Annotated in this window: 24 protein-coding genes; 10 read left to right on the forward strand and 14 right to left on the reverse strand. The window is 71.2% G+C overall.

Going from position 1 to position 25,461, the window contains the following annotated elements:
• Nucleotides 1–151 precede the first annotated feature (151 nt).
• A complete protein-coding gene (locus AB0B55_RS01145; RefSeq protein ID WP_357132986.1) occupies nt 152–853 on the reverse strand; it encodes a TetR/AcrR family transcriptional regulator in 702 nt (233 codons plus the stop codon).
• 86 nt (nt 854–939) lie between these two features.
• On the opposite strand from AB0B55_RS01145, the gene AB0B55_RS01150 reads away from it, so the two are divergent.
• Entirely contained in the window at nt 940–1,818 is an 879-nt protein-coding gene (locus AB0B55_RS01150; RefSeq protein ID WP_357132988.1) for an aldo/keto reductase, read from the forward strand.
• 272 nt (nt 1,819–2,090) lie between these two features.
• Here AB0B55_RS01150 and AB0B55_RS01155 read toward each other — a convergent pair whose 3' ends face one another.
• The 4 genes from AB0B55_RS01155 to AB0B55_RS01170 all read right to left on the reverse strand — a co-directional run bounded on the left by AB0B55_RS01155 (nt 2,091) and on the right by AB0B55_RS01170 (nt 6,098).
• A complete protein-coding gene (locus AB0B55_RS01155; RefSeq protein ID WP_357132990.1) occupies nt 2,091–3,344 on the reverse strand; it encodes a DUF222 domain-containing protein in 1,254 nt (417 codons plus the stop codon).
• Nucleotides 3,345–3,486: 142 nt separating this feature from the next.
• Nucleotides 3,487–3,822, reverse strand: a complete 336-nt coding sequence (locus AB0B55_RS01160; protein ID WP_357169285.1) for a hypothetical protein — start codon at nt 3,820–3,822, stop codon at nt 3,487–3,489.
• Nucleotides 3,823–3,844: 22 nt separating this feature from the next.
• Nucleotides 3,845–5,062 carry a chitosanase gene (locus AB0B55_RS01165; protein ID WP_357132992.1) on the reverse strand — a complete coding sequence of 406 codons (1,218 nt, stop codon included), beginning with the start codon at nt 5,060–5,062 and terminating at the stop codon, nt 3,845–3,847.
• A gap of 118 nt (nt 5,063–5,180) precedes the next feature.
• Entirely contained in the window at nt 5,181–6,098 is a 918-nt protein-coding gene (locus AB0B55_RS01170) for a LysR family transcriptional regulator (protein WP_357132994.1), read from the reverse strand.
• Nucleotides 6,099–6,169: 71 nt separating this feature from the next.
• On the opposite strand from AB0B55_RS01170, the gene AB0B55_RS01175 reads away from it, so the two are divergent.
• A complete protein-coding gene (locus tag AB0B55_RS01175) occupies nt 6,170–7,048 on the forward strand; it encodes a dihydrodipicolinate synthase family protein (RefSeq protein ID WP_357169288.1) in 879 nt (292 codons plus the stop codon).
• A gap of 184 nt (nt 7,049–7,232) precedes the next feature.
• The gene (locus AB0B55_RS01180; RefSeq protein ID WP_357169291.1) at nt 7,233–7,847 is read left to right on the forward strand and encodes a hypothetical protein; all 615 of its coding nucleotides are present in this window, start codon (nt 7,233–7,235) and stop codon (nt 7,845–7,847) included.
• Between the two features lie 14 nt (nt 7,848–7,861).
• Here AB0B55_RS01180 and AB0B55_RS01185 read toward each other — a convergent pair whose 3' ends face one another.
• The gene (locus AB0B55_RS01185) at nt 7,862–9,487 is read right to left on the reverse strand and encodes a glycoside hydrolase family 43 protein (RefSeq protein WP_357133000.1); all 1,626 of its coding nucleotides are present in this window, start codon (nt 9,485–9,487) and stop codon (nt 7,862–7,864) included.
• A gap of 253 nt (nt 9,488–9,740) precedes the next feature.
• On the opposite strand from AB0B55_RS01185, the gene AB0B55_RS01190 reads away from it, so the two are divergent.
• From AB0B55_RS01190 to AB0B55_RS01205, 4 genes are read left to right on the forward strand one after another with little or no spacing between them, the layout of a single operon-like run.
• Nucleotides 9,741–11,036 carry an extracellular solute-binding protein gene (locus tag AB0B55_RS01190; RefSeq protein ID WP_357133002.1) on the forward strand — a complete coding sequence of 432 codons (1,296 nt, stop codon included), beginning with the start codon at nt 9,741–9,743 and terminating at the stop codon, nt 11,034–11,036.
• 52 nt (nt 11,037–11,088) lie between these two features.
• Entirely contained in the window at nt 11,089–12,087 is a 999-nt protein-coding gene (locus AB0B55_RS01195) for a sugar ABC transporter permease (RefSeq protein ID WP_357133004.1), read from the forward strand.
• The gene (locus AB0B55_RS01200; RefSeq protein WP_357133006.1) at nt 12,084–12,923 is read left to right on the forward strand and encodes a carbohydrate ABC transporter permease; all 840 of its coding nucleotides are present in this window, start codon (nt 12,084–12,086) and stop codon (nt 12,921–12,923) included. Before AB0B55_RS01195 ends, AB0B55_RS01200 begins: the two co-directional genes overlap by 4 nt.
• A gap of 54 nt (nt 12,924–12,977) precedes the next feature.
• The gene (locus AB0B55_RS01205; protein WP_357169294.1) at nt 12,978–13,994 is read left to right on the forward strand and encodes a LacI family DNA-binding transcriptional regulator; all 1,017 of its coding nucleotides are present in this window, start codon (nt 12,978–12,980) and stop codon (nt 13,992–13,994) included.
• 44 nt (nt 13,995–14,038) lie between these two features.
• Here the strand turns inward: AB0B55_RS01205 and AB0B55_RS01210 are convergent, their stop codons facing one another.
• Genes AB0B55_RS01210 through AB0B55_RS01225 form a run of 4 tightly spaced genes read right to left on the reverse strand, consistent with a single transcriptional unit; the run spans nt 14,039 to nt 17,451 of the window.
• Nucleotides 14,039–14,644, reverse strand: coding sequence for a response regulator transcription factor (locus tag AB0B55_RS01210; protein WP_357133009.1), 606 nt, complete (start codon nt 14,642–14,644; stop codon nt 14,039–14,041).
• Entirely contained in the window at nt 14,641–15,807 is a 1,167-nt protein-coding gene (locus AB0B55_RS01215) for a sensor histidine kinase (protein ID WP_357169297.1), read from the reverse strand. The genes AB0B55_RS01210 and AB0B55_RS01215 overlap by 4 nt, the downstream gene beginning before the upstream one ends.
• Nucleotides 15,804–16,535 (reverse strand): ABC transporter permease, encoded by a 732-nt coding sequence (locus AB0B55_RS01220; RefSeq protein WP_357169300.1) that lies wholly within the window; start codon nt 16,533–16,535, stop codon nt 15,804–15,806. Before AB0B55_RS01220 ends, AB0B55_RS01215 begins: the two co-directional genes overlap by 4 nt.
• 1 nt (nt 16,536) lies before the next feature.
• Complete coding sequence (locus tag AB0B55_RS01225; RefSeq protein ID WP_357169303.1) at nt 16,537–17,451, reverse strand: ABC transporter ATP-binding protein; 915 nt, start codon at nt 17,449–17,451, stop codon at nt 16,537–16,539.
• Between the two features lie 283 nt (nt 17,452–17,734).
• On the opposite strand from AB0B55_RS01225, the gene AB0B55_RS01230 reads away from it, so the two are divergent.
• Entirely contained in the window at nt 17,735–18,535 is an 801-nt protein-coding gene (locus AB0B55_RS01230; RefSeq protein ID WP_357133018.1) for an SAM-dependent methyltransferase, read from the forward strand.
• A 53-nt stretch (nt 18,536–18,588) separates the two neighbouring features.
• Here AB0B55_RS01230 and AB0B55_RS01235 read toward each other — a convergent pair whose 3' ends face one another.
• Complete coding sequence (locus AB0B55_RS01235; RefSeq protein WP_357169306.1) at nt 18,589–21,390, reverse strand: M14 family zinc carboxypeptidase; 2,802 nt, start codon at nt 21,388–21,390, stop codon at nt 18,589–18,591.
• A 168-nt stretch (nt 21,391–21,558) separates the two neighbouring features.
• Here AB0B55_RS01235 and AB0B55_RS01240 point away from each other — a divergent pair, with 168 nt between their 5' ends.
• Entirely contained in the window at nt 21,559–21,921 is a 363-nt protein-coding gene (locus AB0B55_RS01240; RefSeq protein ID WP_357133022.1) for a hypothetical protein, read from the forward strand.
• Between the two features lie 90 nt (nt 21,922–22,011).
• Here the strand turns inward: AB0B55_RS01240 and AB0B55_RS01245 are convergent, their stop codons facing one another.
• The 3 genes from AB0B55_RS01245 to AB0B55_RS01255 form a co-directional block, all read right to left on the reverse strand.
• Nucleotides 22,012–23,337: a glycoside hydrolase family 18 protein gene (locus AB0B55_RS01245; RefSeq protein WP_357133024.1), complete on the reverse strand. Its 1,326-nt coding sequence runs from the start codon at nt 23,335–23,337 to the stop codon at nt 22,012–22,014.
• 117 nt (nt 23,338–23,454) lie between these two features.
• Nucleotides 23,455–23,874 (reverse strand): PPOX class F420-dependent oxidoreductase, encoded by a 420-nt coding sequence (locus AB0B55_RS01250; RefSeq protein WP_357133026.1) that lies wholly within the window; start codon nt 23,872–23,874, stop codon nt 23,455–23,457.
• Between the two features lie 104 nt (nt 23,875–23,978).
• A complete protein-coding gene (locus tag AB0B55_RS01255) occupies nt 23,979–24,389 on the reverse strand; it encodes a VOC family protein (RefSeq protein ID WP_357133028.1) in 411 nt (136 codons plus the stop codon).
• A 119-nt stretch (nt 24,390–24,508) separates the two neighbouring features.
• Between AB0B55_RS01255 and AB0B55_RS01260 the strand changes: the two genes are divergently transcribed.
• Nucleotides 24,509–25,417, forward strand: coding sequence for an NAD(P)-dependent oxidoreductase (locus AB0B55_RS01260; RefSeq protein ID WP_357133030.1), 909 nt, complete (start codon nt 24,509–24,511; stop codon nt 25,415–25,417).
• The last annotated feature ends 44 nt before the right edge of the window (nt 25,418–25,461 follow it).

A 25,461-nucleotide genomic window follows, 5' to 3' on the forward strand; every position in this document is an offset into this window, starting at 1 on the left:
TTATCTGCGGCCGGGCCGGCGGGGGGCCCGGACGACCCCCGGGGGCGTGGGGGGGGCGTCCGGATACAACACCGGTATCCGGACGCCACCGCGCCTTGCCGGATCGCCGCCCGGACTCCGCCTCGGCTCGACCGCCCTTATGAAACAGCCCCTAGTGGGCGAGATGCTGGAGCCAGTCCCGCAGGAGTGCGGTCTCGACGGGGCGGAGCGGGACGATGGCTGGATCCGCCCCGCCGAGGGTGGCATCGAGCGCGAGGGCGCGAGCGGCGAGGGTGGAGTCCGGGGCTGGGCTCGTGTCGGTGGTCAGGGCTTCGATGAGTGCTTCCCGCATGCGCGGTGAGACCTCCGGGTCGCGTTCGCCCTCGGGGATGCCGATCAGGGAGAGCGTGGTGCCGGTTACCGCTGCCAGCGTGAGGTGGGCGGCCAGGACGGGCGACACCCGTAGGCGGCCGTCGGAGGCGGCGCGGCCGAGGAACGTCATGAGGAGTTCCTGAGCCTCCCGCGCGGCAGGTGGGCGCCGGCCGGGGCGGTCGGTGCCGTACATCAGCAGGTAGAAGGCGGGGTGTTTCAGGCCGAAGTCGACATGCATGTCCCATCCGCGGCGCATGTCGTCGACCGGGTTGCCGCTCGACGACAAGGTGTGCTTCTGCGCCAGGTACAGGTCGAAGCCGTGGATGGCCAGCGCCGAAAGGAGCCCGTCCTTGTCGCCGAAGAGCTGGTACAAGGAGGCGGCACGGATGCCTGCCGCCGCTGCGACGGCGCGGGTGGAGAGCGCCTGGGCGCCCTCGCGTTCCAGAAGCTCGGCTGCGACTTCCAGGATCTGCCGGCGACTGCGGGTCTTCGCGTCATCCACGGTTGCAATGCTACGGCATAAGGCGTATCACTGGTTCGGTCAGCGATACGGGAGATACCGTATCAGTGATACGGCGGGAGAGGTCGATGAATCGTGTGGGATACGGCGCCATGCAGCTTGCGGGCCCTAATGTCTGGGGGTTCCCGGACGACCCGGAGGCGGCACGGCGGCTGTTGCGCCTGGCTGTCGAGCTGGGCGTGACCTTCTTCGACACCGCGAACGCCTACGGGCCACGAACGGTGAACCAGCTGATCGGGCAGGCGCTGGGACCGATCCCCGAGGGCGTGATCGTGGGCAACAAGGTCGGCGCAGAGCGCGGCCCGGACAAGTCCTGGGTCGTCGACGGTCGCCCGGAGACGGTCCGGCGGCAGGTTCACGAGTCCCTTGCCGACCTGGGAACGGACGCGAGCGAGCTGACCTACCTCCGACTCGTCGGCGACACCCCCGGCGCGCACCAGGACGTACCGCTGGAGGAGTCGCTCGGCGCACTCGTCCAGCTGCGAGACCAGGGGCTGATCCGCCGCATCGGCCTGTCCGGCGCGTCCCCGCAGATGCTGGCCCGCGCCCAGCAGATGACCCCCATCGCGGCGGTGCAGAACCGCTTCAACCTGCTTGACCGCAGCGGCGTCCAGGTCCTCGCCGACTGCGAGACCCAGGGCATCCTCTTCATCCCCTACTTCCCGCTGGCCGCCGGACGGCTCAGCGGCCACCAGGAGCTGACCGGCCCGGCAGAGCGCCTGGGTGCCACACCGGCCCAGATCGCACTGGCCTGGCTGCTGCGCCGTTCGCCCTCCATCGTCGTCATCCCCGGCACGAGCAGCACCGACCACCTGCGGTCCAACATCGCAGCCTCCGAAGTTGCCGAACAATTGACCGACACCGAGGTCGCGCGCCTGACCGGACTCGTCGACGAGTCGCAAGCGGTCCTCGGCCAGCCCACGCCCCCCGTTCCTGGCCACCGCTGAGAGGGCCCCGGGGATGTCGCTGTCGGCCTCGGCCGCATCTGACAAATGATCTTCGGGGCTCTGAGACGGCGCCCATTTCGCCTGTCGACGACCAAGGTCCACCTGGCCGTCGACGGCCGCGCGGCGGGACCAGCAGGCCAACCGGCTCCGCCAGGGCTCCCGCGCGGGGCAGCCCGCTCGCCTTCGACGCACGGGCGGACCAGCAGGCGACGTCGTGGAACGCTGCTCTGGCGCTCCGCCAACCAGCAAAGCGATCATCATCAGACACGGGTCTAGTTGCGTCGGTGGTAGCGGTTGCGGCGGGGTAGCTGGTCGGGGTCCAGCCAGGCTGGCGGAACGAACATCGGTCGGCCGTCGCTGCCGAGCCGGACCGTCCATTCTCCCTTGTGTACGTGGCGATGGTGGTGGCCGCAGAGCAGGACGGCGTTGGTGAGACAGGTGTCGCCGCCATCGGCCCAGTGACGGACGTGGTGGGCGTCGCACCAGCGCGGTGGCCGGTCGCAGCCGGGGAAGGCGCAGCCACGGTCGCGAAGCACGAGGGCGCGCCGCAGGGGACCGGTGATGAGGCGGCGTTGCCGGCCGACATCGAGTGGTTGGCCATTGCCGCCCAGAACGGCGGGGAGGATGGCGGCGTCGCAGGCGAGCCGACGTACCGTCTGCGGGGTCAGGGAGAGCCCGGTGTCGAGCGTGCCGGCGCCGAGCTGCTGACTCAGGGCGTCGTAGCCGGTGGTGACGACGATCTGGGCGGGCTCACCGCCGTTCGCAGGTAGGTCGCCCGTGCGGAGGGCGAGTCGGCAGACGTCCGCGAGGGCGTCGTGGCGGCGTTGGCCCGGCGTACGGGTGTCGTCTGGGCCGCTGGGACCGCTGAGCGGGTCGATGGCGGCGCGGAGCAGTCCGGCGGTCTCGACGTCGAGGGTGCCGGCGAGTCTCAGCCGACCGTCGGTCTGCTCGGAAACGGTCAGGTGCCGATCGCGGTCGGCGCGGCGGGCGTCGGCCTCCAGCGCGGCCTTCGCGGCGGCCTCGGCGACGTCGGGGGCGACGTGGTCGAGGATGCGCGTGCTCAACCTGCGCAGCAGGGTCGGGTCGAACTGCCCGGCCCATTCGATGAGGACGCCGACGGCCTTGTCGGCGGCTGTCGAGCCGGCGCTGTCGTGCACCGTGGTGACGGTGTCGGTGATGACGCGGGCCTGCTCGGCGGTGATGTTCCCGTCGGCCAACGCCTGCCGGACTCCGCCGTTGTGGCCGTTGTCGAGGGCGGCGGCGAGGTCGACGAGCCGTCGGGCCGCCGGAATCGTGAGGCGTAGGCGTTCGCGGAGCCAGACGGCGGTGCCGGACGCGCCGTGGGCGCGGGCGATGCCCCGACCGTCCAGCTCGCGAACGAGGGTCAGTTGGAGCGCGGCGAGCCGTTGCGCGAGGCGGTGCGCGGCGTCGAGCGCGGCGACGAGTTCGTGCTCGGCGAGGCTCCAGGCGGACGCGTCGAGGCAGGCGGCGACCGCCGCGTCTGCCTGCGTCAGCTCCTCGACCATGACCTGACATTAGAACAGGTGTACGACAGTTTCAGTAATCATGATCGATTGGATGTCCGGACGGTGCCGATCCTCGGCAGCCGGCGACGGACGGCTCGCAGGAGCGTCAAGTGGCCGCTGGCGGCGTGCTGCCGGCATCGCGTCAATGCCGCGCGGAGCTGACGAACCAGCAGCCTGACTCCACATCGACGGGTTCGTCCACCCACGGTTGCACGATCGCAGCAAGCTGCGCCGTCATGGGCCACGCGTCCACGACCCAGCCCTCAGGCGTCATCTGAACGAGCGGACGAAGCGATTCGCTGACCGCTGTCGGCAGATCCCACGCACGTTCGAGGAGATCGTCCGCGCCGAACTTCTCCACCGTGTTGACCACCACCGTGGCACCGTAGCGCTGCATGGGGCCGGCGGCCCGGACGATGATCGCGCCGCCACCCGTGCCCCTTCGAGGCAGGGGTGGCGGCGCGATCGATGTCGTCACCGCGCGATGCGCCGCCGGCGGGTCAGTTGATGCGGAACTGCTGGCCGTAGACGGCGAAGGTCAACGGCGTGTTCAGGTTGAAGTTGCCGTTGTTGAGGAACACCCGCTGGGCGGTGTCCACGCGGGAGGTGTCCGAGTGGGCCTCCTCCTTCTTCATCTCGATGACCCGCTCGTCAAGGAACGCGTTGAGCCAGGTCCGCTCGTCGCCGCCCTGCGCCGGGGGCTTCGCGCGGGTGAGGGCGCGGCTGCGGATCTGACGCATGCCCTCGTACCCGTGCATGACCGCCGCGTCGTAGTAGGCGAACTGGCCGAGTGCGCGTACCCCGTCGTTCTTGCCGTCGCGGACCGACGGGTTGAAGTAGACCCGGTCCCGCTCGGCCTCCTGCGCGGCCCGGAACACGGAGTCGTTGGCGGCGGTGCGCCAGTCGCGGGTGAAGTTCGGGTCGAGGCCCGAGTGCGACGCGGTGCCGTTGACGGCGCGCAGCGCCGGCAGGTAGCCGGCGAGCACGTTGCCGGGCTTGGTGTTCGTGTACGCCTGGACGAGTTCGAGCATGTCGCCGGTGCCGGAGCAGAAGCCGATGATGCCGGCGGTGTAGCCGCGACCGTCGCCGATGTCCTCGATGTAGGAGAACTGGGCGCGCCAGTCGAGCGAGGAGTTCTCCGCCGCCGAGACGAGCTGCATGGCGACGTCCTTCTTCGCCGGGTCGTCCAGGTTGGTGCCGGTGGAGCCGCTGGCGGTCGGCGTGGGGGTGGGGGTGCCGCCGCCGGGCAGGGTCCACTGCTGGTTGGTGGTGCCGCCGCAGGTCCAGATCTGTAGCCGGGCGCCGTTCGCGGTGCTCCGGTCGGTCACGTCGAGGCACTTGCCGGAGGCGGTGTTGACGAGGGCGCCACCGCTGCCGGCGGTCCACTTCTGGGCGCCGGTGTTGTTGCAGTCGTACAGCTGGATCTTGGCGCCGTTGGTGGTCGACGCGGCGGTGACGTCGAGGCACTTGCCGAGCGCGCGGATCGAGCTGTCGCTGTTGCCCACCGTCCAGGTCTGGGCCGCGCTGCCGTTGCAGTCGTAGAGCTGCACCGCTGTGCCGTTGGCCGAGTTCGCGCCGGCCACGTCGACGCACTTGCCGGCCAGGCCGGTGATCGGGCCGGCGGTCGCGGCGCTGGCCGACGGCAGGCCGTAGCCGACCGCCGCGACGCCGATCAGCAGGGTGCCCACGGCGTAGGCGGCTGTTCTCTTACGCACCATGGTGTTCCTCGGGGGAAAGGGGCGGCAGGCCGCCGACCGGTCGGGTGCCCGGCGTGGGGGAGGGCGCCGGGGCACCCCGAATATCAGGAAACTGTATTAACAGATAGCAGTACGTCGATCAACTGTCAATCGGAACTCCACTGGGCAGGGCGGTGGTGGCTCTGTGTAGCGCCGAAACGCACGCCAGCACCGCGGGGTGCTCACCCGCACCCCTGCGGTAGGCGACTCTCGTGCGACGGCGCAGGGCCAGCGGGAGGAGGCGAACCTGCGCGGAGGGCCGCGTGATGGCGAGCTGTGGCACGAGCCCGACCCCCTCACCCGCCGCGACCAGGGCGAGCATGGCGGTGAAGTCGTCGACGTGGTGCCGTACCGCCGGGGCGAAGCCCGCCAGCTGACAGACGTGCAGCGCGACCGAGTGGCAGAGCGTCCCGGGCGTGCCGACGATCCACTGCGCGTCGCGCGCCTCGCCGACCGGACCGGCGCCGCCGCCGTCCGGCACGACCCCAGGGGGTACGGCGAGGTAGACGGTCTCCTCCAGCAGCGCGATGGAGTCCAGCGCCGGATCGGGCGCGACCGGCGCGATGTCGTAGTCGTGCAGCAGCGCGACGTCGAGCTGCCGGCCCCGCAGGGCGGCCGGCACGTCGACCGGGTCCAACTCGGTGATCATCAGGTCGAGCGCCGGATGGTCGCGGGCCAGGGTGACCAGCGCCGCCGGGAGCAGGGTGCGGACGGCGCTGGGAAAGGCGCCGATGCGTACGCTCCCGCGCAGTCCCGTTCGGGCGGCCGCGAGGGTCGCGTCGGCGGCTTCCAGCGCGGCCAGGATGACCTCGCTGTGCCGTACGAGCGCGGTCGCCGTCGGCGTGAGGGTGACCCGGCGGCCGGTGCGCTCCAGCAGCCGGGTGCCGGCCTCCCGTTGCAGAGCGGCCAGTTGCTGCGACACGGCGGACGGCGTGTAGGCGTGTGCCCGCGCGACCGAGGCGATGGTGCCGAGACGGGCCAGGTCCCGCAGCAGAACGAGGCGACGGACGTCAAGCATCAGCTCAGCTTAGGTATTGCGTGAGTAATCGGAACTGGACCTACCCGGTTTGGTCCGTCGAGAGTGAAGGCATGACCCTGACCGGCCTGTACGTGCCCCTGATCACCCCGTTCGACAGGTCCGGAGCCGTCGCCGTCGACGCGCTGACCGCCCTGGCCTTCGACGCGCTCGACGCCGGCGCGGCCGGCGTGGTCGCGTTGGGCACGACGGGCGAGCCGGCCGCCCTCAGCGACGAGGAGCAGAGCGTGGTCCTCGACGTCCTGGCCGCGGTGTGCCGGGAACGCGGCGCGCGCCTGCTCGTCGGCGCCAACAGCGTCGCGGCGGTACGCGCCCTCAGGGAGCGGCCCGAGGTGACGGCGGCCCTGAGCCTGGTACCCCCGTTCCTGCGGCCGGGCGCTGCCGGAGTGCTCGCCCACTTCGCCCACCTCGCCGAGGAAAGCCCGGTGCCGCTGGTCGTCTACCACGTCCCGTACCGGACCGGGCAGCAACTCGACGCCGACGATCTCCGCCGGCTCGCCGAGGTGCCGGGCGTCGTCGGCGTCAAGTACGCCACGGGTGGGATCGACGCGGACGCGATCGACCTCCTCGCCGACCTTCCGCCCGGCTTCGCCGTACTCGGTGGTGAAGATCCGCTCCTCTCGCCGCTGCTGGCCCTCGGCGCGCACGGTGCCATCGCGGCCTCGGCCCAGGTCGCGGCGGCCGAGTTCGTCCGGTTGGTCACCCACTGGCAGGCGGGCGACGTCGTCCGTGGGCGGTCGCTCGGTCATCGACTCGCGGGCCTGTCGGCCGCGCTGTTCGCCGGACCCAACCCGACCGTCATCAAGGCGGTGCTGCACGCGCGGGGACGCATCCCGACCCCGGCGGTCCGACTGCCGCTGCTGCCCGCCGACCAGGACACCGCCCGGCGGGCGCTGCGTCGCCTGGACGGCCTGGCAAGCGATCCGGCGTGACCGGTCCGGCCAGGCCGTGAGACCGCGATGCGACACGTCGGAGACGAAGATCATTTGTTCATCCGGCCGTTGCGCGGCCGTGCGCGTCGGTCGCTATCGTCAGCCCGCGCGCGGGCCCCGAAGGTGCCTGCGAGCGCACCGACCCGGGTTCGTCAGCAGCGCCACCGACCGCGAGGAGCGTTCCATGGCAGTCGATCTCCGCCGTACCCTGCCCTGGTGGGCCGCCGCGACCGCCGTGCTCGCCGTCGCGGCGCTGTCGGCCTGCGGCAGCGCCGACGGCGCCGAGCCGGCCGCCGCGCCCACCACCGGCGGCGTGGTCGCGCCGACCACGAGCGCGCCGCCCGCGCCGGCCCGCGGAAAGCTGCGCGGGTACGGCACGGTGCAGCAGCTCACCGAGGCCGCCGACCTGGTGGTACGCGGCCAGGTCACGTCCGCCGGCTTCCGGGTGGACGAGGTGCTGCGGGCCAGGACCGATTCCGGGGTACGCCCCGGAGCGTCGATCACGCTCGCCAGCCTCGACGCCGGGGTGGCCGACATGGCCCACATGTCGACCCTCGACGTGGGTCAGCACGTGGTCCTCTACCTGTCCCAGGACGCGGGGACCGCGACGCCGACGTACCGGACGCTCAGCGGCGACTTCGGCATCTTCGACGTCACCGGGTCCGGCGACGACGCCGTCGCGGCCACCCGCTCGCCGGCCATGGCCGTCACCGGCCTGCGCACCGAGGACGCGACGGCGTCGGGCAACGGCTTGCGCACCACCCTCGGCGAGTTGCGCGCGGTCGCCCAACGGCCGTGAGGCGCCTCGCCAGGTCAGTGCTCCCGGTAGGTGGCGTGGTCGAAGTCGGCGTACACCCCGTCACCGCCGAGATCCTGCACCCACAACCCGACGAAGGCGCCGGTGAAGCCCCACGCCGCCGGCTCCCCGTCGATGATCAACGCGGCGTGCTCGTCGGACAGGATGGTCGCGTCCAGGTCGACGGGCAGACGCTGCCACCCGGCCCCGAGGTCGTAGTCGAAGCGGACCACCGGCCCGTCGAACACCGCCCGCAGACCGACCCGGGTGACACCACTGGCGTCGACGGTCAGCTCCGGGTACGGGGTGCGCCGGCCGTTGTCGGAGCTGAGCAGCTCCAACACCGTACGGCCGTCGTCGGCACGGGTCAGGTAGAGGTGGTGCCAGTTCAGGGTGTTGTAGTACGCGGTGATCCCGGCGAGCTGCCGGTGGTCGATCGGGTCGAACTCGACGACCGTCTCCAGCGAGCAGTGCGTCGCCCCGACCCGTCGCGCGACCAGGCTCGGCGCCTGGCGACCCACCGGCGACTGTCCACCGTGCACGCGCAGGTGCGAGGGACGGGAGCGCAGGTCGACCCAGTCCGGGGTGGCCGGCCGGCGCAGCGTCGACCAGCAGGATTCCAGCTCGGCGGCGTCGAAGCCGTCGGTGGCGGGCTCCTCGGGCCACGGGTGCGGAGACAGGTCCGGAGCGACGACCTCCTCGGCCGGGACCCCTCCGGGGATGCGGGGCCAGCCACCGTCCGGCCACTCGACCCGCTGGATCGCGGTCTCCCGCCCGAGCACACAGTTGCCCAGGGGTGAGTAGGGGCGACCGACCAGGTGGGCCAGGTACCACCCACCGTCGGGGGTCTGGACCAGACTGCCGTGCCCGGCCTTCTGCAGGCGCAGGTCGGGGCGGCCCACCGAGGTGAGCAGTGGCCCGTCCGGGTCCACCTCGTACGGGCCGAACAACTCCCGCGAGCGCGCCACGGTGACCTGGTGCTCCCAGCTCGTGCCGCCCTCGGCGGTGATCAGCCAGTACCAGCCGTCGTGGCGGTACAGGTGCGGCCCCTCGGTCACCCCGACCGGTGTGCCGGTGAACAGGATGCGGGGTCGGCCGACGAGGCGCCGCGCCGCCCGGTCGTACTGCTGGATCTCGATGCCGCCGAAGCGGTCCCGGCCCGGACGCCAGTCCGCGCTCATGCTCAGCAGCCAACTGGTGCCGTCGTCGTCGTGGAACAGGGCCGCGTCGAAGCCACGCCCGTGCAGCTTCACCGGGTCGGACCAGGGCCCGGCGATGTCGGGCGCGGTGATCAGGAAGTTCTGCGGATCCCAGTAACCGCTGGCGAAGCTGGCCACGTCACTGTAGACGAGGTGGAACTGCCCGTCGTGGTACGTCAGGTCGGGCGCCCACACCCCGTTGGAGTCGCCGCAGCCGCGCAGATCCAGCAGGCGGCGGTCGGTGATGATCCCACCCAGTGGGCGCCAGTTCACGAGGTCGCGCGAGTGGTGCACGCGTACCCCGGGATACCACTCGAAGGTCGAGGTGGCCAGGTAGAAGTCATCGCCGACGCGCAGGATCGACGGATCCGGGTGGAACCCGGCGAGGACGGGGTTGCGGATCGACCAGGCAGCGGTCGCCACGTCAGCGGTGTCGGTCGACACGGGGGCTCCTCTGTGCGGTGCGGCTGTGAAACTTCCGGAAACTTGCGGGACCAGATCACTGGAAGCCCCTCGTACGGTAGCCGGTCTTATCGCGATAGGACAGGGGTCTTGACCGCTGGGGGAACTGCTCGTAGCGTCCCGGCCATCGATCGGTAATACCGACGAAGCAATGAAAGTTCCGGAGATCCAGGTTCGAACCCTTGCCGGCTCGGCCGGCGTCCGAGCACACCGTGAGTCCCCGAAGGGATGGATCATGACAGCGCACCTTTCCCGCCGATCGCTGCTCGGCATCGCCGGCGCCGGCGCCGGCGCCTACCTGCTCAGCGCCTGTAGCGGCGACGACAAGTCCAGCGACCCGAACGCGGCGCAGACGATCAACTGGTGGCACATCCAGAACACCGAGCCGATGCTGCCGGTCTGGGCCGCGATGGCCAACGAGTACAAGACCGCGCACAGCAACGTCACGTTCACCATCCAGCCGCTGGAGAACGAGGCGTTCAAGGCCAAGCTCACCACCGCCACGCAGGCCGGCGACCCGCCGGACCTCTTCCAGTCGTGGGGCGGCGGCGTGCTCAAGCAGCAGGTCGACGCGGGTCTGGTCAAGGACCTCACCGACGACGTGAAGGACCTGGTCAGCGGCATCCTGCCGGCCGCCATGGGGCCGTACACGATCGACGGGAAGATCTACGGCATCCCGTTCGACATCGGCATGGTCGGGTTCTGGTACAACAAGGACCTCTTCACCCGCGCCGGCATCACCGAGCCCCCCACCACCTGGACCGCCCTGCTCGACGCGGTCCGCAAGCTCAAGACCGCCGGCATCACCCCGGTCGCCATCGCCGGCAAGGACAAGTGGCCAGCCCACTTCTACTGGTCGTACCTGGCGATGCGCATCGGCGGCGTCGGCGCGCTGCAGAAGGCCGTCGACGACAAGAACTTCGACACCCCCGACCTGACCGCCGCGGGTGAGCGGCTCAAGGAGCTCGTCGACCTGCAACCCTTCCAGAAGGGCTTCCTCGGCGCCGAGTACGGCTCCCCGGACGGGCAGGCCGCCACCATGGGCAACGGCGGCGCGGCCATGGAGCTGATGGGTCAGTGGGCGCCGGCGGTACAGGCATCCAGCTCGACCAGCAAGAAGGGCATCGGCGACAAGCTCGGCTTCTTCCCGTTCCCCGCCGTCGATGGCGGCAAGGGCACCGCCACCGAGGTGTTCGGCGGCGGCAACGGCTTCGCCGTCGGCAAGGACGCCCCGCCCGCCACCATCGACTTCCTGAAGTTCCTGCTCAGCGTCGACAACCAGCGCCGGTCCGCGAAGACCGGCGCGGTTCTGCCCACGGTCAAGGACGCCACCGACGCCATCAGCGACCCGAACAACAAGGTCGTCGCGGAGACGCTGGCCAAGAACACCGGCTTCCAGCTCTACCTCGACCAGGCGTACGCGCCCGCGCTCGGGCAGCAGATCAACGACAGCGTCGCCGAGATCATCGCGGGCAAGAAGGCGCCCGCCGCGATCCTCAAGGACATCACGCAGGTGGCGAAGACCGTCTGATCGTGACCCCGTACCCATCCGTAGCCGGCGATAGAAACCGAGTGGAGCAGGCATGACCAGGCCATCGACCGTGTCGTACCCAGGACGCGGCGACACGGCGACAGATCCGCCGGCACCGGGGCCGGGCACCGCGCGACGGCGCGGCCGCCAGCCCCGGCCGGGGCGGGGTGGCGTCCTTGCCGTCTTCCTGACGCCCGCCCTGACCCTGTTCCTGCTGCTGGTCATCACGCCCATCCTGGTGGCCGCCTACGCCAGTCTCTACAAGTGGAACGGCTTCGGGCTGCCGGAGAACTTCATCGGGCTGGACAACTACACCCGCGCCTTCGGTGACCCGACCTTCCGCGGCGACCTGTGGCGCGGCCTCGTGCTGGTGCTGCTGTCGCTGACCGTGCAGCTGCCCGCCGCGCTGGCCCTGGCGATGCTGCTCAACCAGCCGCTGCGCGGCCGAGCCGCCTACCGGCTGATCTTCTTCGCGCCGTACGTGCTCTCCGAGGTCACCACGGCGGTCCTGTTCACCCTGGTGTTCTCGCCCAACCGGGGTCTGGGCGAGTCGGTCTCGAAGTTCCTCGGCGCGGAGGCGGGCGCGGTCTTCGCCGACCCGTCCACCGTGCTGTACGCCGTCTTCCTGGTGGTGTCCTGGAAGTACTTCGGCCTCTACATGATGCTCTTCCTGGCGGCCCGGCAGGGCATCCCGAAGGAGCTGTCCGAGGCCGCGGTCACCGACGGCGCCACCGCGTGGCAGGCCTTCCGCCACGTCACTCTGCCGCTGCTCGGGCCGACGATCCGGATCAGCATCTTCCTGTCGGTCATCGGCACCATCCAATTGTTCGACATGGTCTGGGTGCTCACCGGCGGCGGTCCGATCCACTCCTCGGAGACCATGGCCGTCACCATGTACCAGTTCGGTTTCCGTCGGTTCGAGGTCGGCTACGCCAGCGCGATCAGCATGATCATGTTCCTGCTGAGCCTCGTCTTCGCCCTGTTCTACCAGCGCGTCGTCCTGCGTCGGGACACCGCGGGCGCGATCACCAACCAGGGAGGCCAGCGATGACCGCCAAGACCAGTGGCGCCCAGCGGACCCGCAGCATCGTGCTGCACCTCGTCTGCATCGGCGTCGGCGCGCTCATCGTCGTGCCGGTCTGGTTCGGTGTGATCGGTGGTTTCAAGGACAACGGCCAGCTGTCGACCAACCCGCTGGGCCTGCCCGACCCCTGGGTGCCGTCGAACTACACCGATCTGTTCGCCTCCGGCGTGTTCTGGCGGCAGCTCGGCAACAGCCTGCTCATCGCCATCAGCAGCACGTTCATCGTGGTCGCCGCGGCGGCGATGGCCGCGTTCGTCTTCGCCCGGTACGCCTTCCGGGGCCGCGAGTTCCTGGTGACCCTGTTCGCGATCGGCCTGATGTTCCCGTTCGCGGTGGCGATCCTGCCGCTGTTCGTCCTGCTGCGCTCCATCGGCCTGCTGGACAACCCGCTCGGCGTCATCCTTCCCCAGGCCGCCTTCGGGCTGCCGATCACCATCATCATCCTGCGTCAGTTCTTCCGGACCATCCCCGCCGAGGTGGAGGAGGCCGCCGTCCTCGACGGCTGTAGCTCCTTCGGGTTCTTCTGGCGGGTCCTGCTGCCGATGGCCCGCCCCGCGTTGGCCACCGTCTCGGTCCTGGCCGTCGTCACCAGCTGGAACAACTTCATGCTCCCGCTGGTCGTCTTCAGCGATCAGAGCTGGTGGACCCTGCCCGTCGGGGTCCAGGCGTTCCAGGGGCAGTACGCCGACGACACCGCCCGGGTGCTCGCCTACGTCGTGCTGTCCATGCTTCCCGCGCTGGGCTTCTACGCCGTGGCCGAACGTCAACTGATCGGCGGCCTCACCGGCAGCGTCAAGGGGTGACGACACCGGATCACCGACCGACCTGAAACGCCCCGCCACACGAAGGAGCGGACCGTGGGCTCCGACAACGGCCGAAACGTCACCATCGCGATGATCGCGCGACTGGCCGGTGTCTCCGTGCCCACGGTCTCGCGGGTCATCAACGGTCGCACCGACGTCGCTCCCGATACCCGGGAGCGCGTCGAGGCCCTGCTCAACCAGCACGGCTACCGCCGACGCACCCAGGCCAGGCGCACCGAGGCCGCGCTGATCGACCTGGTCTTCAACGACCTGGACAGCCCGTGGGCGGTGGAGATCATCCGCGGGGTGGAGGACGTCGCCCGCGCCAGCGGCGTCGGCACCGTCGTCTCCGCCATCCACTGGCGCATCTCCTCGGCCAAGCAGTGGCTCGACAACATGCGTACCCGATCCACCGAGGGCGTCATCTTCGTGACCTCGATGGTGAACCCACCACTTCAGGCGGAGCTGCGCCGGCTGCACCTTCCCGTGGTCATCATCGACCCCGCTGGCGTCGACCCGCAGGAGTCACCCACCATCGGCGCGACCAACTGGGCGGGCAGCCTGAACGCCAACCAGTATCTGATCGGCCTCGGTCACCGCCGTATCGGCTTCATCGCCGGGCCGCCGCACCTGATGTGCAGCCGAGCCCGGATGGACGGCTACCGCGCGGCTCTGGGGGCCGCCGGCATCGCCGTCGACGACGCCCTCATCCGGCCCGGCAACTTCTACCACGAGTCCGGCTTCACCTCGGGTACGCAGCTCCTGGCCCTGCCCGACCCACCCACCGCCATCTTCGCCTCCAGCGACCAGATGGCCCTCGGCGTCTACGAGGCGGTCCGCAAACGTGGCCTGCGGGTGCCCGACGACATCAGCGTGATCGGCTTCGACGACCTGCCCGAGGTCCGCTGGTGCTCCCCACCGCTGACCACCGTCCGCCAACCCCTCGCGGAGATGGGCATGCTGGCGGCCCGGACGGTACTGCGGCTCGCCGGAGGCGAGAAGACCGAGAGCCCGCGCATCGAACTCGCCACCGAACTCGTCGTGCGCGACAGCGCCCGCCCACCGCGCTGACCCCGGCCGGTCCGTGCGGAGCGGACCGCGCGGGCCGTGCCGCCTCAGAGCCAGCCGTTGGCGCGCGCGGTGCGGGCCGCCTCGATGCGGTTGCGGGTGGCGGTCTTGCCGATGGCCGCGGACAGGTAGTTGCGCACGGTGCTCTCGGACAGGTGCAGCGCGGCGGCCATGTCGGCGACCGTGGCGCCGTCCACGGCGGCGACCAGCACCTCGCGCTCCCGGTCGGTGAGCGGGTTCGGGCCGGCCGCGAGGGCGGCGGCGGCCAGCGTCGGGTCGATCACCCGCTCGCCGGCCAGCACCCGTCGGACGGCCACCGCCAGCTCCTGCACCGGCCCGTCCTTGACCAGGAAGCCATGGGCGCCGGCCTCCATGGCCCGGCGCAGGTAGCCGGGGCGGCCGAAGGTGGTCAGGATCAGCACCCGGCAGGACGGTAACTGGTCGCGCAGCGCGGCGGCCGTGTCGAGGCCACTGCCGTCGGGCATCTCGATGTCCAGCAGCGCCACGTCGGGGCGTACCCGAAGAGCCTCGCGCGTGGCCTGCGCCCCGGTCGCGGCCTCGGCCACGACGTCGATGTCGGGTTCGAGGTTCAACAGCAGGGCCAGCGCGCCGCGCATCATGCCCTGGTCCTCGGCGAGCAGGAGCCGGATCACGACGCCCACCGTCCGGTGGGGGCGTGGGGGAGTCGGGCGGTGAGCAGCAGGCCGCCGTCGCGCGCCGGGCCGACGTGCAGCGTCCCGCCGGCCTGCGCCAACCGTTCGGTGAGGCCACGCAGGCCGTTGCCGTACCGCGGCCGGCCACCCACCCCGTCGTCGCGAATGGTCAGCACCGCCTCGTCGGTGTCGGCGGTGACCTCGATGTCGCACCGCGACGCCCGGCTGTGCCGCACGACGTTCGTCACCCCTTCCCGCAGCACCCAACCGAACGCGTCGTCGGCCTCCACCCCGAGCTGCCGGTCACCGCCCCTGACGCTGACGGTGATCCCGACGTCGCCCAGGACCGTACGGACGCCGTCGAGTTCCCGGGCGAAGCTGCGTTCCCGGTAGCCGGTGACCGCCTCGCGCACCTCGGCGAGCGCCGTACGACCGATCCGCTCGATGTCCGTCGCCTCGGCGACGACCCGCCGCGGATCGGTCGGGGCGAGCCGGCGCACCACCTCCGCCTTGACCACCACCAGCGACAGCGTATGGCCCAGCAGGTCGTGCAGGTCCCGCGCGAAACGCAGCCGCTCCTGCTCCACCGCCGTGCGGGCCAGCTCCCGTTGGGTACGCCGCAGCTCCTCCACCAGCCGGGCCGTGCGGGCGAACGCCAACGTCAGCGTGCCCCCGAGCACGGTGATCAGCGCCATCTGGGCGGTCTCGGTGGCCGGCAGCCGATGCGCCGCACCGATGACCACGATGGCGGCGACCGATCCGCCGACCCACCCGAACCCCCAGGCCGGACGTACGAAGGCGACCGCGCCGGCCGTGGCGACGTACAGGAACAGGACCAGCCAGCCCTCCGGCCCGCCGGCGTACGCGGCGGCGAGCCCGACCGCGAGCAGCGCGAACACCACGAGCCCGCCGTGGTGCACGGCCGGTCGGACGGTCAGGTCGGCCACGGGTACGGCCACCAGGGCGAGGTAGAGCAGCGCGAAGACGACCAGCCCCACCGCCGCCGGCAGGGCGGGGCGCACCTGCCCGTGTGCGATCGCGGCGGCGGGCGTCAGCAGCAGCCAGAGCCAGAGAGTGTGCGCGGCGACGAGCACGAACCCTTGCCGCCTCCGGCGGGGAGCAGCCGTACCGGACGACATGGTGGACACCGTATCGGGGGTCACCGGTGAATGGTGGACCGCCGGTACGCCCACGCCGCCAGGGCCGTGAACGCCACCGTCCACCCGGCGAGCACGGCGAGTCCCGACGGGGTGGGCGTCAGCCCGGCGGCCGAGCGCCAGCCGAGTTCCGCGAACCGGTACGTCGGCAGGGCGTGTGCCAGGTGACGCAGCACGGCGGGGAAGTAGGCGACGGGCACCAGCAGGCCGCCCAGCACCGACAGGCCGAGGAAGGCGAGGAAGTTGACCGGCTGGGCGAGCTGCGGGCTGAGGCCGTACCCGATGGCGAGCCCGAGCAGGGCGAACGGCACCGTGCCGACCCACATCAGCAGCAGCAGCGCGGTCCACCGCGCGGCCCCCAGCTCGACGTGGTGCGCGAGGCGTCCGGCGCAGCCGACGGCGATCACCGACGGCACCCCGCTGAGCGTGCAGACGAGGGCCTTCGCGGTCACCGCCCGCCAGGCGGGCAGTGGGGTGACGCGGAGCTGGCGCAGCCAGCCCGACGCCCGCTCCTGCGAGACCGCGGACCCGACCGAGAGCACGCCCGCCACCGCGCCGTAGCCGGCCAGGCCGACCATGAGGGCCACCGCCGCGTCGACGCCCTCCACCCGGTCGCCGTCCGGACCAACCCCGGAGAAGATGAGGTACGTGACCACCGGCGCGAGGACGGTGAACAGCAGCAGCCGTGGGTCGCGGGCCAGTCGGCGCAGTTCGAATCGCAGGTACGCGCGCATGTCAGTGCTCCGTCGGTGTCGCGGTGCGGGTCGTCGGTGTCGCGGTGAGGGCGAGGAAGGCGGCGTCCAGGGCGGCGGTGGTGACCTCCAGGTTCTGGAAGCCACGCGTGCCGGCCAGGGCGAGGACGGTGGCGTCGGCGTCGTCGGTGGTGAGCGCGACCCGGCCGCCCCGGACCTGCACCGACCGGACCCCGGGAAGCGCGTCGAGGCCGTCGACCGGACCGCCGTCGAGGTCGAAGGAGACGGTACGGCCGCCGGCCAGCGCGCGGATCTGGGCGGGCGGCCCGTCGGCCACGACCCGCCCCGCGGCGAGTACCACGACCCGGTCGGCGAACTCGTCCGCCTCGTGCAGGTGGTGGGTGCTGAACAGGACGGTGTGCCCGTCGGCGGTGTACCGGTCGATGGCCGCCCAGAACGCCTGCCGGGCGGCGACGTCCAGCGCGGCGGTGGGTTCGTCGAGGACCAGCAGGTCCGGGTCGCCGGCCAGCGCGAACGCGAACCGGGCGCGCTGCGCCTCGCCGCCGGAGAGTTTGTCGAGGCGGCGGCCGGCACGCTCGGTCAGCCCGGCCAGCGCCAGCACCTGGTCGGTGGCCATCGTTCGCGGGTAGAGCGCCCGAGCCAGGTCGACGACCTCGCGGACGGTCGCGCTGGACGCCCAGCCGGCGTCCTGGAGCATCGCGCCCACCTGTCCCGCCCGGACCGCCTCGGCCGGCGGCCGACCGAACACGGTGGCGGTGCCGCTGTCCGGTCGGTCCAGACCCAGCATGATCGAGATCGTGGTGGACTTGCCGGCGCCGTTGGGCCCGAGCAGGGCGACCGTGCTGCCCCGCGCGATGGTCAGGTCGAGCCCGTCGACAGCTCGGACGGGACCGAACCGCCGGGTGAGGCCGTCGAGGCGTACGGCTGTGTCATCCATGCCTGTCACGCTATTCAGGCGCGCGGGGCGCGGGCAGAGTCACCGGTACGCGGTCGGCCAGGACATTTGTCCCGGGCGCGAACCGGTGCGTGCTCACCGGGCCAGCCGGGCCTGGGCGACTGACGTTCGACACGAGCGGCCGAGGCCACCTGTCGGTGAGCCTGATGCCGGTGAGTCATCTAGATGACTCACCGGCATCAAGCTCATCAGGGTACGGCCGGGGAGCCAGCCAACCATTGTGGACGCTATGCTGCGGGCTCCGCGGGGGGAGAGGTGGTCGACCATGACGCAGTCGGAGCCCGGAGTGAACCTCCAGACCGACAGACCGAACGCGGCGCGCATGTTCGACTACTACCTCGGCGGCAAGGACAACTTCGCCGCCGACCGGGCCGCCGCCGAGATGGTGTTGCAGGTCGCGCCGTGGATGCCCGAGGCGGCTCGGCAGGGCCGCGACCTGATCGCCCGTACGGTCCGCCACCTCGTCGAGGAGAAGGGCGTGCGGCAGATCCTGGATCTCGGTTCGGGGCTGCCGACCCGGGACAACGTGCACGAGATCGCCCACCGCATCGACCCGGCCGTACGCGTCGTCTACGTCGACAACGACCCCGTGGTCTGCGCCCACGGGCGTGCCCTGCTCGCCGACGCGGCGACGGTGTCGGTGGTGCAGGCCGACCTGGGTCGACCCGCCGAGGTGCTCGGCCACCCGGAGGTCGCCGCCGCCATCGACTTCGACAGCCCGGTCGCGGTCCTCATGATGTTCGTGCTGCACCTCGTGCCCGACGAGCAGGCCCCGCAGCGCATCGTGGCGGCCTACCGCGACGCGCTCGCCCCCGGCAGCTACCTCGCGCTGTCCCACGCCAGCACCGACGTGCACCCCGACCTGATGGCCCGCATCTCGGCGATCTACGCCCGCGCGAACACCCCGTTCGTGCCCCGCAGCCACGTCGACGTCAGCGGGTTCTTCGGCGACTTCGTCCTCGAGCCGCCCGGCCTGGTCAACATGTGGCCGTACCCCGAGCCACCGGCCACCGTCGACGCGGACGTCGCCCGCACCGGCTACAGCGGCGTGGCCCGCAAACCGTAAGCGCCCGCCCCGACATCAGCCGGGGCGGGCGCTTGCCCGGTGCCGCGAACCGGTCAGGCGACCACCGACCGCAGTGGCACTCCGGCGGCGCGCAGCGCGCGTACCAGATCGTTCGTGAAGGGGTGTTCGTCGGCCTGGAGGCCCTGCGGGTTGGGGATCACGACGTACGCCGAGGTGTCCTTCGCGGTCGTGCGCGCGTCGGTGGTGAAGCGTTCGACGACGGCCCGCGCGCGGGACAGGTCGGCCGCCGCGACCTCGATGGTGATCGGCCGCCAGCCGCCGCCCAGGTCCGCCGCGACCGGCGCGGCGGCGGCGCTGGCGCGCGCCGCGTCCCCGCCCGGCGTGCGTCGGGCGTCGGGCGCGCCCGACGGGTAGAGCAGCGCGTTCGCCACCAGGTGCAGACCATTTTCGTTGTACGCCCGAAAGAGCGGGTTGAACGCGAACAGCACCGCCCGACCGGCGCCGGTGGGTTCGTCGACAACGGCGGCCGTGCCCTTGAGGATGTCCGCGCCGACGGTGTAGCCGTTGGCCCAGAACGTGTCTCCGCTCGGGTAGCTGAGCACGTTCGTCCCGGTGCTGCTCGGGGTGAGGATCGGGTCGCTGTTGTTGAACTCGAAGTCCTCGGCCGGACGGCCCAGGGCGACCGGGTTGTCGGTGTCGACGTCGACCCGCAGGTGTGAGCCGATCACCAGGTAGTCGACCGGTCTGGTCTTTTCGGTGGTGGAGGTGAGGCCGGCGGCGCGGGCCAGCCGGGTGCCCTCGTTGCGCAGCCCGAGGTAGGTGTGGCCCTGGGCGATCCAGTCGCGCAGGTTGGCCTGGCCGGCGGCGGTCAGACCGCCGGTGGGGCTGCTGCCGTCGGGGACCAGCAGCACGGTACGTCCGGTGAACGCCTCGGTGTTGTCGTTGATGTCGGCCGTGGTAACCGGCTTCAGGTCGAGTCCCCACCGCTTGCCGAGCACGTAGCGGGCCTCGCCGTGCGAGCCGGACGTGGTGGAGACGCCGGTGCCCTGGAACAGCCCGACGTCGGGCAGGGCGAGTGGGGTGCCGGTGGGGCGTCCGCCCGGTGCGAGGGTGACCCCGGCGGCCTTCGCCAGGTCGTCGACCGTGCGGCTCACCCTGCTCGCCGGGACGGCGACGGTGTTGGTCGCCAGGTCACGGGTCAGCGGCACGCCCCGGCCGAGCAGGGTGAAGGTGAGTTCGGCGGCGGCGGCGGAGTCCAGCGGGTACGTGTAGGAGCCCCACGGCCACGCCAGCCCGCTCCGGCCGCCGGTGATGCCCCGCACCAACTGGGCCTTCGGCCGGACGTTGTCGCCCGTGTAGATGGTGGAGACACCCATCAGCAGCGGGTTGCTCCAGGACGACACGTCGTAGAAGTACGGGAACGGGACGTACGGATCCTCGCCCATGATGGCCTGAATCCAGTGCTTCTGCGGCTGGTCCATCGGGATCCAGTACGCGCCCTTGGGCACCGTGACGTTTGTGGCGCTGCGGCCCCCGAAGACGCGGGCGGTGGGCACCCGGGTGGGCTTCTGCACCTCGTACACCTCGACGTCCATTCGGCGCAGCCGCTCGACGAGCCGGCGGACGTCGGCGAGCTGCCGGTCGGGCAACAGGAAGTACGAGCGGATCGTCACGTCGGGCACCGGGAACTGGACCTCGTTGGTGGGCTGCACCACCTCGTTCGGTTCGAGGGTGCCCGCCCGGCCCTGGGCCAGCGCGTCGGTCCAGATGTCGAAGTAGCCGTCCAACACCGCACGCTTGTTGGCGGCGGCCCAGCCGAGCGTCGACCACTGGGTGTGGAACTGCTGCTGCACCCGGTCGGCGACGGCCGAGGCGCTGCCCTTCTCGTACGTCATGCCGGCCGCCCCGAAACCGGTGGTCGGCACGGTGTCGCCGTAGCCCATGAAGAACATGTCGTACGTGTCGTAGTTGAAGTAGCACTCGGTGGTGACGGTGTCGTCGCAGGCGCCGTTGTAACCGAAGCCGGCCTTGTTGGCCTCGCCGATCCGGTTGATCCAGTCCACGGCCTCACCGGCGATCTCGTGGTGGATCGGGTCGGCGTTGGGCGGGAAGAAGTACTGCCGGCCGCCCATCTCGTGCGCGTCCACGTACACCTGCGGCGGATAGCGGCGCAGCAGTTCGAGCTTGCCGTCGGTCTCCTGCTGGGTGCGGGAGAACCAGTCCCGGTTCAGGTCGAAGCCGAACTCGTTCTGCCGCCGGGTCGCGTCGCGGCCGTCCGGGTTCTGCGTCGGCACGATGACGGTGACCAGGTTGTCGTTGCGCCGGGCGACCTCGCAGGACAGGCCGGCGGCCAGCTCGTACAGGGTCTTGAGGGCCGCGTCGGTGCCGCTCTTCTCGCCGCCGTGCACGTTCGCGGTGATCCAGACGATGGCCGGGCTGTCCTTCGCCGTACGGGCGGCCGTCCGCGCGCTCGTCCGGCGGGGATCACGCAGGTCGCGTACGTCGTCGGCGATCTTGCGCAGCGCGGACGGGCGCACGTTGCGCTCGTTGGACACCACCGCGTACGGCAGGGGCTGCCCGAGGACGCTGGCCGCCAGCACTCCGGTGACGACCCGCTCGGAGGCGCGGTCGACGGCCCCCAGGTAGGTACGGACCTCGTCGTTGGTCACGACCCGTTCCTGGCCCAGGCCGAGGGGGAAGCCGAGCGTCGCCTCCGGGGTCGGGACGGTACCCAGCCGGGCGGTCGGGTCGCTGCTGCACGTCGACGGTGGGGCGGCGCTCGCCGGTGCGGTGCCGCCGAGCAGGGGAGTCGTGCCGAGCAGGAGCGTGATCGCGGCGGCACCCGCCAACCGCCTCGGAGGGACCGTCCAGAACGGACGCGACGATGGGGCCATGTCTCGGGTTCCCTTCTTGGGGGAAAGCCTCGCAGTGGCCGGAGCCTATGGACGGGCCGACACGACGGTCAAGGCCTGATCGACTTCGGTGAGTGCGTGGGATGCCGGGTCGGGGACCGGCTGGCAGGATGGTGGTGTGACTCAGCGTCGTCCTGGAGGAGGCAGAACGTGCCGGAGACGATCACCATCGCGGTTCGTCCGGATCGTCCGTCTGTCGATGTCCAGCGCTCGCTCGCGTCCTGGCTGCGCGCCGACGACCGGCTGCGCGACGGGGTGACCACGACACCGCCGACCGATGAGACGTCAACGGACGGCACGGACGTGCTGCGGGTGGCGATCGGCAACGCCGGCACGGTCATGGTGCTGGTCCAGGCGGTCGCCAGTTGGTTGACCCACCGCCGCGAGGACGTGACGGTGCACCTCGTTCTACCCGGCGGATCGTCGGCCGAGTTGGACGTCCGCCGGGCGCGGGACATGGACCAGGTGACGGCGCTCATCGAGGCCGCGGTGCGCGCGGTGGCGCCGGAGTAGGGCCGACCCCCTGATCACTTGATGCGGAGCAGTTCGGGAACCGGTGCTGGAAACTGCTGGTCATCAAGTGATCAAGGGAGCCGCGCGGGGTTACCGGGTGGTTAGGCCGAGGCCGATCGTTTTGGTGAGGGTGGCGTTGTCGTCGTCGCCGTCGAGCGACCAGACCATCGCCCCGCCCAGGCCGGCCCGTCGGATGTAGAGCGTCTTCTGCAACACGACGGCCGGGTCGTCGTACGTCCAGAGGGTCGTACCGTCGAACAGCCAGGCGTGCCCGGCGCGCAGGTCGCGGTGCACGGTGTAGCCGTTTCCGGCCAGGTTCTTGAGGTTCTTGTAGTCCTCGTAGCCGGCCTCGAAGGCGGCCGGCGCGGGCCCGGCGGCCGGCTGGAACAGGCCGTTGCCGCCGCCGGTGACGCCGGTCCAGCCGCGACCGTAGTAGGGGATGCCGAGGACCAGCTTGTGCCGTGGCGCGCCCCGGGCGATCCACCCGTCGACGGCCACCTCGACGGAGAAGTCCGGGTTGTCGGGCGAGCCCGCGGGCACGCGCAGCGCCGACTGCTGGTTGGTGCGGGCCTCCCAGCCGCCGTGGAAGTCGTACCCCTGCACGGTGGCGAAGTCCAGGTACGTGAAGATCTTGCGGCCCTCGTAGCCGGCGTCCATCGTGGCCGGGTTGGCCGGCAGGAAGGCCGTCAGCGGGTGGTGCGAGCGGGTGGTGCGACCGTACGCGTCGAGCTGCCGGCGGAACTCGGCGAGCAGCTTGGTGAAGTTCTCCCGGTCCTCGGGGCGGATGACGTTGCCGGGCTCACCGTCCCAGTTGGGCCACTCCCAGTCGAGGTCGACGCCGTCGAAGACGCCCGCCCCGGCGCCCGGCGCGCCCGGGAGGTTGCCCTTGAGGTACAGGTCGATGCAGGAGGCGACGAACGCCTTGCGGGAGGCGTCCGTGCGGGCGGCGTTGGAGAAGTACGTCGACCAGCTCCACCCGCCCAGCGAGATCAGCACCTTGAGCTGGGGGTGCTTGGCCTTCAGTTTGGCGAGCTGGTGGAAGTTGCCGTTGAGCGCCTGGCCGGGGGCGTCGGCGACGCCGTCGACACTCTCCTCGGCGGGCACCGGCCGCTGGTAGTCGGCCCAGGCGTCGCCCTCGCCCGGCCCGCCGTCCAGATAGCAGCGGCCGTCCTCGCTGATGTTGCCGAAGGCGTAGTTGACGTGGGTGAGGCGGCTCGCCGCCCCGGACGTGTCGAGCTTCTTGACCGGGAAGGCCCGGCCGTAGATGCCCCACTGGGTGAAGTAGCCGACGCGGTGGTAGCCGGGCTGGCGGTCGGGCTTGGCGGTGGCGCTCGCGGCGGCGGGCGGGGCGGCGGTGATCAGCAGGGTCGCCAGGGCGACGACGGCGGTGAGGCGGCGGTGGCGCAATGGACGCATCGGCACTCCCACGACTTATCAAACAGAATTAGTAAAGACACTTATCTGATTGATGAAGTTAAGCCGATCACGCTCTGCGGTCAAGAGCAGTCCGTCCGCCACCGCCGCCCCGGTCGGTCAACCGACCTGGCTGTTGTCCTTCATCGACCCCCAGCCGTGCCACCGGTCGATCTCGATGAGGGCGCTGACCCGGCCCCGATCACGCCGGGGATAGGGATTGCCCATGTAGTGCCGGGCCAACCGGTCAATGTCCGTGAAGTCCTCGTCCACGCGCAGCTCGGCGACGTGCCCGACGATGCTCACGTGGGTGTACCAGCCAGCCTCGTCCAGCACGGTGAGCGAGACCCGGGGATCGTTGCGGACGTGCTCCAGGCGGCGGCGGCTCTCGTCCATGTTCACCAGGATCCGGCCGTCCTCCCATAGGTACCAGGTCGCGGCGGACACCGGCTGACCACCATTGCGAAGCGTGGTCATGACAGCCGGGTTCGGCTTCTTGAGCATCTCGACCGCGGCCTCGGGAAGCGGTGGCTTGGACATGGGTCTCCTCCTCGCGTGGAACAGCTACCCCTGCACCGTACGCACCGACGGCCGGTGGTCGGGCGACATGCCGGCTGGTTCGGCGCGGCGGGGGATCCGAGGGCTCAGCGCAGTTCCTGGATGCGGACCATGTTCCCGGCGGGGTCCCGGAAGGCGCAGTCCCGCACGCCGTACGGCTGTTCCGTCGGCTCCTGGACGACCTCCACGTCACCGGACTGCACCTTCTCGAAGGTGCCGTCCAGGTCCCGGGTCGCCAGCAGGATCCACCCGTAGGTGCCCTTGGCCATCATCTCCGCGATGGTGCGCCGCTCGTCCTCGGTGATCCCCGGATCGGCGGCCGGGGGCGCCAACAGGATGGACGTGCCGGGCTGCCCGACGGGGCCGACGGTGATCCACCGCATCGTGCCCGTTCCGACGTCGTTGCGGATCTCGAAGCCGAGGGCGTCGCGGTAGAAGGCCACCGAGGCGTCCGGGTCGACGTGCGGGAGAACGGTCGTGTGAATGGTGATGTCCATGCTGGTCATGCTAGGGAGGGCCGCCAGCGGTGACTTCTCGATTCCTGATCGGTGCGGCGGGTGGCCGCCGGTACGCACCCGCGTGCGGGCCACCGGAACGGGCCGGTAAGGATGGCTCCATGAGCGATCCCGTACTCCCCGCACGTGTCGTCGTCACCGGCGCCACCGGCAAGCTCGGCCGCGCCGTGGTCGCCCACCTGCGCGGCGTCGGCGTCGACGTGCTCGCGGTGGACCGTGCGGGCGGGCGCGACCCCCGCGACGTCGACGGCGAGTTCCTCCTCGTCGACCTGACCGACTACGGGCAGGTCGTCGAGGCGTTCACCGGGGGCGCGGACGAGCACGCCGGTGGCATCGAGGCGGTCGTGCACCTGGCCGCCGTTCCGGCGCCCGGGCTGATGTCGAACGCGGTCACGTTCGCGAACAACTCCGCCGCGACGTACAACGTCTTCGCCGCCGCCCGGGCGGCCGGCATCAGGCGGGTGGTGTGGGCGTCGAGCGAGACGGTGCTCGGCCTGCCGTTCGACACCCCACCGCCGTACGCGCCGGTCGACGAGGAGTACGCGCCCCGGCCGGAGTCGACGTACTCGCTGAACAAGGCCCTTGAGGAGGAGATGGCGCGGCACTTCTGCCGGTGGGACCCGGAGCTGGTCATGGTGGGTCTGCGCTTCTCCAACGTGATGGACGTCGAGGACTACGCGCCGTTCCCGTCGTTCGACGCCGACCCGCGGGCGCGGCGGTGGAACCTGTGGGGCTACATCGACTCCCGTGACGGCGCCCAGGCGGTGGAACGGGCCCTCGCGTACGACCGGCCGGGTGCGGACGTCTTCATCATCGCCAACGCCGACACCGTCATGACCCGCTCCAGCGCCAGCCTGCTGGCCGAGGTCTACCCGGGCGTCGAGATCCGTAAGGAGCTGGGCGAGCACGAGACCCTGCTCAGCATCGACAAGGCGCGGCGGGTCCTGGGCTACGAGCCCCGGCACTCGTGGCGCGACCACGTCGAGCCCGCTGCGGGCGATCCGGCCTGACGAGCGGGCGTACCGGGATAAAGTTCCCTAAACCGGTACGAGGG

It is taken from the genome of Micromonospora sp. NPDC049107 (assembly GCF_040648595.1).
Lineage (GTDB): Bacteria > Actinomycetota > Actinomycetes > Mycobacteriales > Micromonosporaceae > Micromonospora.

Excerpts from the sequence above, each read along its gene's own strand:
- AB0B55_RS01255 (WP_357133028.1), bottom strand. The coding sequence starts at position 24,389 with ATGGACATCACCATTCACACGACCGTTCTCCCGCACGTCGACCCGGAC.
- AB0B55_RS01200 (WP_357133006.1), top strand. The coding sequence starts at position 12,084 with ATGACCGCCAAGACCAGTGGCGCCCAGCGGACCCGCAGCATCGTGCTG.
- AB0B55_RS01235 (WP_357169306.1), bottom strand. The coding sequence starts at position 21,390 with ATGGCCCCATCGTCGCGTCCGTTCTGGACGGTCCCTCCGAGGCGGTTG.
- AB0B55_RS01170 (WP_357132994.1), bottom strand. The coding sequence starts at position 6,098 with ATGCTTGACGTCCGTCGCCTCGTTCTGCTGCGGGACCTGGCCCGTCTC.
- AB0B55_RS01150 (WP_357132988.1), top strand. The coding sequence starts at position 940 with ATGAATCGTGTGGGATACGGCGCCATGCAGCTTGCGGGCCCTAATGTC.
- AB0B55_RS01180 (WP_357169291.1), top strand. The coding sequence starts at position 7,233 with ATGGCAGTCGATCTCCGCCGTACCCTGCCCTGGTGGGCCGCCGCGACC.
- AB0B55_RS01245 (WP_357133024.1), bottom strand. The coding sequence starts at position 23,337 with ATGCGTCCATTGCGCCACCGCCGCCTCACCGCCGTCGTCGCCCTGGCG.
- AB0B55_RS01175 (WP_357169288.1), top strand. The coding sequence starts at position 6,170 with ATGACCCTGACCGGCCTGTACGTGCCCCTGATCACCCCGTTCGACAGG.
- AB0B55_RS01250 (WP_357133026.1), bottom strand. The coding sequence starts at position 23,874 with ATGTCCAAGCCACCGCTTCCCGAGGCCGCGGTCGAGATGCTCAAGAAG.
- AB0B55_RS01225 (WP_357169303.1), bottom strand. The coding sequence starts at position 17,451 with ATGGATGACACAGCCGTACGCCTCGACGGCCTCACCCGGCGGTTCGGT.
- AB0B55_RS01165 (WP_357132992.1), bottom strand. The coding sequence starts at position 5,062 with ATGGTGCGTAAGAGAACAGCCGCCTACGCCGTGGGCACCCTGCTGATC.
- AB0B55_RS01230 (WP_357133018.1), top strand. The coding sequence starts at position 17,735 with ATGACGCAGTCGGAGCCCGGAGTGAACCTCCAGACCGACAGACCGAAC.
- AB0B55_RS01220 (WP_357169300.1), bottom strand. The coding sequence starts at position 16,535 with ATGCGCGCGTACCTGCGATTCGAACTGCGCCGACTGGCCCGCGACCCA.
- AB0B55_RS01190 (WP_357133002.1), top strand. The coding sequence starts at position 9,741 with ATGACAGCGCACCTTTCCCGCCGATCGCTGCTCGGCATCGCCGGCGCC.
- AB0B55_RS01195 (WP_357133004.1), top strand. The coding sequence starts at position 11,089 with ATGACCAGGCCATCGACCGTGTCGTACCCAGGACGCGGCGACACGGCG.
- AB0B55_RS01155 (WP_357132990.1), bottom strand. The coding sequence starts at position 3,344 with ATGGTCGAGGAGCTGACGCAGGCAGACGCGGCGGTCGCCGCCTGCCTC.
- AB0B55_RS01260 (WP_357133030.1), top strand. The coding sequence starts at position 24,509 with ATGAGCGATCCCGTACTCCCCGCACGTGTCGTCGTCACCGGCGCCACC.